The following is a 6,389-nucleotide window of genomic DNA, read 5'->3' on the forward strand; positions in this document are numbered from 1 at the left end:
TAATGCCGCAATGCCGTGACGCCGTAATGGACGGACGACGTCCGTGCGATGTTCGCGTCCGGCAACGTCCCGCGATGAAAAACGGGGCACAGAACGCGCGCCCCGCGTCCTGTGCCCCTGCCGTGGTCGCGCCCGCCCACCCCCGTGCCTGGACGGGGGCCGGCCGGTGGACCGGGATAGAATCTACAGGAGTGTAGAAGTAAGCGGGAGTGGTGACCGCGACAGCGAGGCGTACGCCGGTGCTCAGTAACATGAACGGCTGCCATCCAACGCGGCGGCGCGGCTGGAGGGAGACAACGTGAGGGTGCACGGCGGTCCGAAGGGTCCGGAAGGCCCGGACGGTTCCGGCGGTCCGGACGGGCGCCCCCGCCGGCGCGGCCAGGGCGAGCTGGAGGCCCAGGTGCTCGCCGCCCTGCGGCAGGCGCCGGGACCCGTCACCGCCGCCTGGGTGCAGGAACGACTCGGCGGGGACCTCGCGTACACGACGGTCATGACCATCCTGACCCGCCTCCAGGCCAAGAAGGCGGTCACCCGCGAACGGGCAGGGCGCTCCTTCGAATGGCGCGCCGCCTCGGACGAGGCCGGGCTCGCCGCCCTGCGGATGCGGAAGGTCCTGGACGCGGAGGCGGACCGCGAGGCCGTACTGGCCCGGTTCGTCACCGCGCTCTCGGCGGACGACGAGCGGCTGCTGCGCGATCTGCTCGGTCTGCCCGAGGACTCCGCGGCCGGGACCGGGAGTTCCGGGGCCGGTGCGGAGTCCGTACCCGAACCCGGGGCCGAGTCCGGGGTGGAGGGCTGACGGGGTGGGGGTGTTCGTCATTCTGCCGCTCGTACTCCCGCTGACCGCGCTGCCCATCGCGCGGCTGGCCGAACCGTATCTTCATCCCCGTATCGCCACCCGGTTACTGACCGTACTGGCCGGGGTGCTGGCGCTGTGCAGCACGCTCTGTCTGGGACTGCTGGTCGTGGTCGGTACGGCACAGCTCCCCGGCAATCCGCTGCCGGACGCCTGGTCCGATCCCGAAGTCCGCGCGGCCGTCCCGTACGACGAGATCGCGGGGAAGGCGGCCATCGTCGCTCTGGTTGCGGTCGCCGTCGGCTGTGCGGCGGCGGCCGGGCGGCACTGTACGGTGCGCCGCCGGGCCCACCGGGCGCTGGCCGGTCTGCCCGTGGGCGAGCTCGCCGTACTGACCGACGAGGCACCGTACGCGTACGCACTGCCCGGCGCGGGGGCCGGTACGGGGACCCGGGCCGGGCGGGTCGTGGTGTCGACGGCCATGCTCGACTGTCTGGACGCCCGGGAGCGCGCGGCGCTGGTCGCCCATGAGCACGCTCATCTCGGCGGGCACCACCACAGATATCTGCTCGCCGTACGGCTCGCCGCGCGGGCCAACCCGCTGTTGCGCCCGCTGCGTTCGGCTGTGGCGTACACCACCGAACGGTGGGCGGACGAGGAGGCGGCCCGGGTGACCGGCGAGCGTACGGTCGTGGCACGCGCCATCGGCAAGGCCGCGCTGGTCTCCCGGGGCACGCCCACCCCGACGCTGGCCGGTTTCGCCGCGCCGGGCCCGGTCCCGCGCCGGGTGGCGGCCCTGCTGGAACCCGCGCCCTCGGCCGTGAGCTGGCCGTCGGTGTTCACCGCGGTCGGCCTAGCGGTCTGGACCGCAGCGGCGGGAACGCTGGGCTCGGCACTCTCCTCGGCGAACGCGACGATCACGCTCTTCCTGGTGCTCAAGGCCGCGACACCGCTGTGAGCGCGGCGGCTTCGGGGACCGGGCGCTGAGGATGCTGTGCTGAGCGGGGCGTTGAGGGCGGGGCGTTGAGAGCGGCGCGGGCGCTCCGGTCGGTTCGCTCCGCTGCTGTCCGTCTCGTCTTCCGCGCGGTCAGCCGGCCGCGCTCTCCTTCCGCAGTGGCGGTTCCGTCGGCGCGGGCAGGACCGGGCCGAACAGCACCGCTCGTACGATGCGCGGCGCGAACAGCACCGAGACCGGTGACACGAGCGAAGTCGCCGAACGGAACGCCGCACCGACCACCGGATCACCCGGCGCGCGCCGCACCACCCGGGCGAGATACCAGGCCGCGGGACGGTCCACCGCGCGGGTCCTCGCCGCGTCGCCCCGCGCGCCCGGCGGTTCCTTGTCGGCCCCGGAAGCGATGTCCCAGGCCTGTCGCGAGGCCCTGAGCAACGCCCGCTGCACTCGGCGTGTCGTAGGGGTACGGCGGGGATCGGCCAGCGCGTCGCGCAGCGCGACCGCGCCGAGCGCGGCGACCGCCAGGCCCTGCCCGTACACCGGATTGAACGCGCACAGCGCGTCGCCGACAGCGAGGAAGCCGGCCGGACGGCGGCCCGGACGGTCGTACCGGCGCCGGACATTGGCCGTCGCGCGGAAGGCGTGCACGGGCGATTCGGGCCGGGCCTTCAACAGCCACTCGTGGAGCACGGGATGGGGGAGCTGGGCGGCGAAGTCGATGAACGCGGCCTCGTCGGACGGCGGTTCGCTCCCGCGCAGCCCGGAGAGCGTGACGAGATGGCGGCCACCCTCGACGGGCAGGGCGACCCCGCCACGGGCCTGGCCGCGGCCGGGGACGAAGTAGTAACCGACACTGTCCGTGGCGCCGGTGTCATCCCCACCGGCCACCGGGCCGCCAGTATCGCTGTCCTTATCGCTGTCCGTGACGCCGGAACCGGCGTCCGAGGTGTCGGCACTGGAATCCGTGGTGTGGACGGTGTGGGCGGTGCCGGTGCCGGTGTCGGTGTCGGCTGGGCTGGCGTGGGCCGGGGCGGTGTCGGTCGGGCCGGTGTCCGCGGAACCGGTCGTGTCCCCGTGCCGGTAGACCCGGGTCGCGTACGCCAAGCCGGTGTCGAGCGTCTCCTCGTGCGGCGGTTCCGCGCCGATCGCGGCCAGCCAGTCCGGTGCCCGGGAGCCCCGGCCCGACGCGTCCACGACCAGATCGGCGGCAAGCTGCCGTACGTCCTGATGGGTCTCCGACCCGCGCCGGCGCAGCCGTACGCCCCGGACCCGGGCCGAGTCCCCGAGCAGCCCCACCACCTCCGTACCCTCCAGCACCGTGATCCGAGGCTCAGCCAGCACCCGGCGCCGTACCAGCCACTCCAGCAACGGCCTGGTCCCGGTGAGGAGATGGGCGGTGGCGCCGGTACGCCGGTAGTAGCGCCAGGCCTGCCACTGCACGATGTCGCTGGGCAGTCCGACCCGCGGCGCGCCGTACTCGCGCAATTCGGCGACGATGCCGGGAAGCAACTCGTCGAGCGCCCGCTGCCCGCCCTCCAGCAGAACATGGGTGTGGCGGCTCTGCGGGACACCCGCCCGTGGCACCGGTCCTTCGGGAAGAAGATCGCGCTCGACGACCGTCACACGGTCGGCATGGGCGCTGAGCACATGGGCCGTCAGCAGGGCCGCGACGCTCCCGCCGACGACCACGGCGTGGCGAGTCCGGCCCTCCGGGGAACGGTACGGACCCTCCGCGCGCGTGCGGTCGGTCTCCGCGTCCGCCGTGTTCACCATGCTTGTTCCTCCGCGGTCCTGTGCCCCTGTACTGATCCTGATCGGTACGGAGTCAGTATTCCCACGGGGGAGGACCCGGAGGCGCGATGCGCGGATCACGGCGACTATGCGCCGTTTCTCGGTGCTCCGCGCGCCAAAATGCCGCTGGGCCGTGTATCCCGCGCCCATGTGCTTCCGGTCCATGTGTGTCGCGCCCATGTGTCCAGGATCCATGTGCCCGGGGCACATATGTCCCGGACCCATGTGCGCTGCCCCTATGCGCGTCCCACCCATGTGCCACCGGGCCCATGTGCCCCCGAGCTATGTGTTCCGCACCCATGTGTTCCACGCCCATGTGCGTCGCCCCCATATGGTCTGAGCCGGGCAGCGCCTGGGCCGGGCTGTGCGTGGGCGGCGGCACGATCACCTCGGCCCGCGTGCTCGCTCACACCTTGTGGTACTGGTACGCCTCGGTCGCCGCCGCCTCCACCGCGTCCAGATTCCCGCCCGCCGAGGCGGTGACCAGCGCGGCCACCGCACCCTCGACGAACGGGGCGTCCACCAGCCTCGCCCCAGCCGGGAGTTCGTCGCCCTCGGCGAGCAGACTCTTCACCGTCAGTACGGCGCTGCCGAGATCCACCAGTATCGCCACGCCGGCACCCCGGTCCACCTGCGCGGCGGCGGCCGAGATCAGCTCGGAGCTGGTGCCGAGGCCCCCGTCCGGCGTACCCCCGGCAGCCGCCACCGGCGCGGTCGCGCCACCGCCCGCCAGCCCCCGGGCCATGACCGCGACGGCCTCTGCCACAGCTCCACTGTGCGAGACGAGCACGATGCCGACCTGCTCCCCGTCGCTCATGGCGTCGCCTCCGCGGCTTCCGCGAGAGCGGCCATCAGCAGAGCGGAGGAGGTGGCCCCCGGATCCTGGTGCCCGATGCTCCGTTCACCGAGATAACTCGCCCTGCCCTTGCGCGCCTGGAGGGGTACGGTGGCCAGCGCGCCCTTCTCCGCGGCCTCCGCGGCGGCGGAGAACGATGAGAACGAGGCTCCGAGCGCCTCGGCCGCCGGCTCCAGCGCGTCCAGCATCGTCTTGTCCCCGACCTTCGCTCCGCCGAGCTGAGCCACCGCCGCGACACCGGCGCGCAGCGCCTCGGTGAACTCACCGGGGGTGACCTCGGTGGCATCGCCGAGTGCCTTGCCCGTACGCCTCAGCAGCGTCCCGTACAGCGGTCCCGACGCACCGCCCACCGTGGAGATGAGCCGGCGTCCCGCCAGCACCAGTACGGCCCCGGGGCCGGCCGGTGACTCCTTCTCCAGCTCGGCCGTCACCGACCGGAAACCGCGCTGAAGATTACTGCCGTGGTCGGCGTCGCCGATCGCCGAGTCCAGTTCGGTGAGCCGGCCGGCCTCGCGCTCCACCATGGCGGCGGCGACCGTCAGCCAGCGGCGGAAGAAGTCGGAGTCGAGTATCCGGTCGGGTTTCTGATCGGTCACGTGATCTCCCTCGCCCGTCATTCGTGCCCTGCTGTCCCTGATTCCTGTCCTTGATGCCTGTCCCTGCCCGACCTTGTCCTGCACTGTTCTGTCCTGGCCCTGCCCCTGCTCCCGCACTGCCAGTCTCCGCTTCCGCTCCGCCGTCCCCGTCGGCCTTGCTGTCTCTTTGCAGTTTTGAGCGGAACAGCCGGGAGCTTTCGGGAGCCGCCGGGAGCTTTCAGCGGCCCCACCGGAGCGCAGGGGTCTTCACCGGCGCGTCCCAGAGGCGCAGCAGTTCCTCGTCCACCTGGCAGAGCGACACCGAGCAGCCGGCCATGTCGAGCGATGTCACATAGTTGCCGACGAGGGTACGAGCCACCGGTACGCCACGCTCCTTCAGTACTCGCTGCACCTCGGCGTTGAATCCGTAGAGCTCCAGCAGCGGTGTCCCGCCCAGGCCGTTCACCAGGACGATCACCGGGCCGGAGGGCCGCAGATCCTCCACCACCGCGTCGACGGCGAAGTCGGCGATCTCGCGTGAGGTCATCATCGCGCGCCGCTCGCGGCCGGGCTCGCCATGGATACCGATGCCCAGCTCCAGCTCCCCCGGGGGCAGATCGAAGGTCGGACTGCCCTTGGCGGGGGTCGTGACAGCGCTCAGGGCGACACCGAAACTCCGCGAGCGCTCGTTGACCCGACGGCCGATCGCCTCCACCCGCTCCAGCGGCGCCCCCTCCTCGGCCGCCGCGCCCGCCAGCTTCTCGACGAACAGCGTCGCGCCCGTACCGCGGCGGCCCGCCGTATAGAGGCTGTCCGTCACCGCCACATCATCGTTGACCAGCACCTTCGCGATCTGAATGCCCTCGTCCTCGGCCAGCTCGGCGGCCATGTCGAAGTTCAGGACGTCGCCGGTGTAGTTCTTGACGACGAACAGCACCCCGGCCCCGCTGTCGACCGCGGCGGCGGCCCGTACCATCTGGTCGGGCACCGGGGATGTGAACACCTCACCGGGACAGGCGGCCGACAGCATCCCGGGCCCCACGAACCCCCCGTGCAACGGCTCATGCCCGGACCCACCTCCGGAGACCAGCCCCACCTTCCCGGCGACGGGCGCGTCCCCCCGTACCACCACACGGTTGTCCACATCGACAAAAAGCTCCGGGTGCGCCGCGGCCATCCCCCGAAGGGCATCCGCGACCACGGTCTCCGGCACATTGATGAGCATCTTCATGGGTGTCTCCCGGGTAGGTTGGCAGCTATGCCTCTGACCATGGTTTTCGCAGGTCACCAGGGCCCTGGTGACTCTGTGATCTTGGCGGTCCCCGCTCCGAAGCAGCTTTCGGCGGTACTGACGCCGACCGGGTGCCGACGTTCCTGACGCATGGTCAGCTCCTTGGGGCGCGGGTGAAGACGCTC

At 72.0% G+C, this 6,389-nt stretch carries 6 protein-coding genes; 2 read left to right on the forward strand and 4 right to left on the reverse strand.

The features are described from left to right. Positions 1 to 304: 304 nt before the first annotated feature. Together WH07_RS07320 and WH07_RS07325 are read left to right on the forward strand one after the other, a co-directional pair. Positions 305 to 799, forward strand: coding sequence for a BlaI/MecI/CopY family transcriptional regulator (locus tag WH07_RS07320; RefSeq protein WP_046496726.1), 495 nt, complete (start codon positions 305 to 307; stop codon positions 797 to 799). Positions 800 to 803: 4 nt separating this feature from the next. Beyond that, positions 804 to 1,754 carry a M56 family metallopeptidase gene (locus WH07_RS07325; protein ID WP_046496728.1) on the forward strand — a complete coding sequence of 317 codons (951 nt, stop codon included), beginning with the start codon at positions 804 to 806 and terminating at the stop codon, positions 1,752 to 1,754. A gap of 129 nt (positions 1,755 to 1,883) precedes the next feature. Here the strand turns inward: WH07_RS07325 and WH07_RS40280 are convergent, their stop codons facing one another. From WH07_RS40280 to dhaK, 4 genes are all read right to left on the reverse strand, one after another. Then, positions 1,884 to 3,524, reverse strand: a complete 1,641-nt coding sequence (locus WH07_RS40280) for an FAD-dependent oxidoreductase (RefSeq protein WP_198533742.1) — start codon at positions 3,522 to 3,524, stop codon at positions 1,884 to 1,886. Positions 3,525 to 3,948: 424 nt separating this feature from the next. Then, positions 3,949 to 4,359 carry a PTS-dependent dihydroxyacetone kinase phosphotransferase subunit DhaM gene (locus WH07_RS07335; RefSeq protein WP_046496730.1) on the reverse strand — a complete coding sequence of 137 codons (411 nt, stop codon included), beginning with the start codon at positions 4,357 to 4,359 and terminating at the stop codon, positions 3,949 to 3,951. Continuing rightward, the gene (gene dhaL, locus WH07_RS07340; protein WP_046496758.1) at positions 4,356 to 4,970 is read right to left on the reverse strand and encodes a dihydroxyacetone kinase subunit DhaL; all 615 of its coding nucleotides are present in this window, start codon (positions 4,968 to 4,970) and stop codon (positions 4,356 to 4,358) included. Before dhaL ends, WH07_RS07335 begins: the two co-directional genes overlap by 4 nt. A 241-nt stretch (positions 4,971 to 5,211) precedes the next feature. Then, positions 5,212 to 6,204 (reverse strand): dihydroxyacetone kinase subunit DhaK, encoded by a 993-nt coding sequence (gene dhaK / locus WH07_RS07345; protein ID WP_046496732.1) that lies wholly within the window; start codon positions 6,202 to 6,204, stop codon positions 5,212 to 5,214. Positions 6,205 to 6,389 lie beyond the last annotated feature (185 nt).

This window comes from Streptomyces odonnellii (genome assembly GCF_000981895.1).
GTDB classification, from domain to species: Bacteria; Actinomycetota; Actinomycetes; order Streptomycetales; family Streptomycetaceae; genus Streptomyces; species Streptomyces odonnellii.

Excerpts from the sequence above, each read along its gene's own strand:
- WH07_RS40280 (WP_198533742.1), bottom strand. The coding sequence starts at position 3,524 with ATGGTGAACACGGCGGACGCGGAGACCGACCGCACGCGCGCGGAGGGT.
- WH07_RS07335 (WP_046496730.1), bottom strand. The coding sequence starts at position 4,359 with ATGAGCGACGGGGAGCAGGTCGGCATCGTGCTCGTCTCGCACAGTGGA.
- dhaK (WP_046496732.1), bottom strand. The coding sequence starts at position 6,204 with ATGAAGATGCTCATCAATGTGCCGGAGACCGTGGTCGCGGATGCCCTT.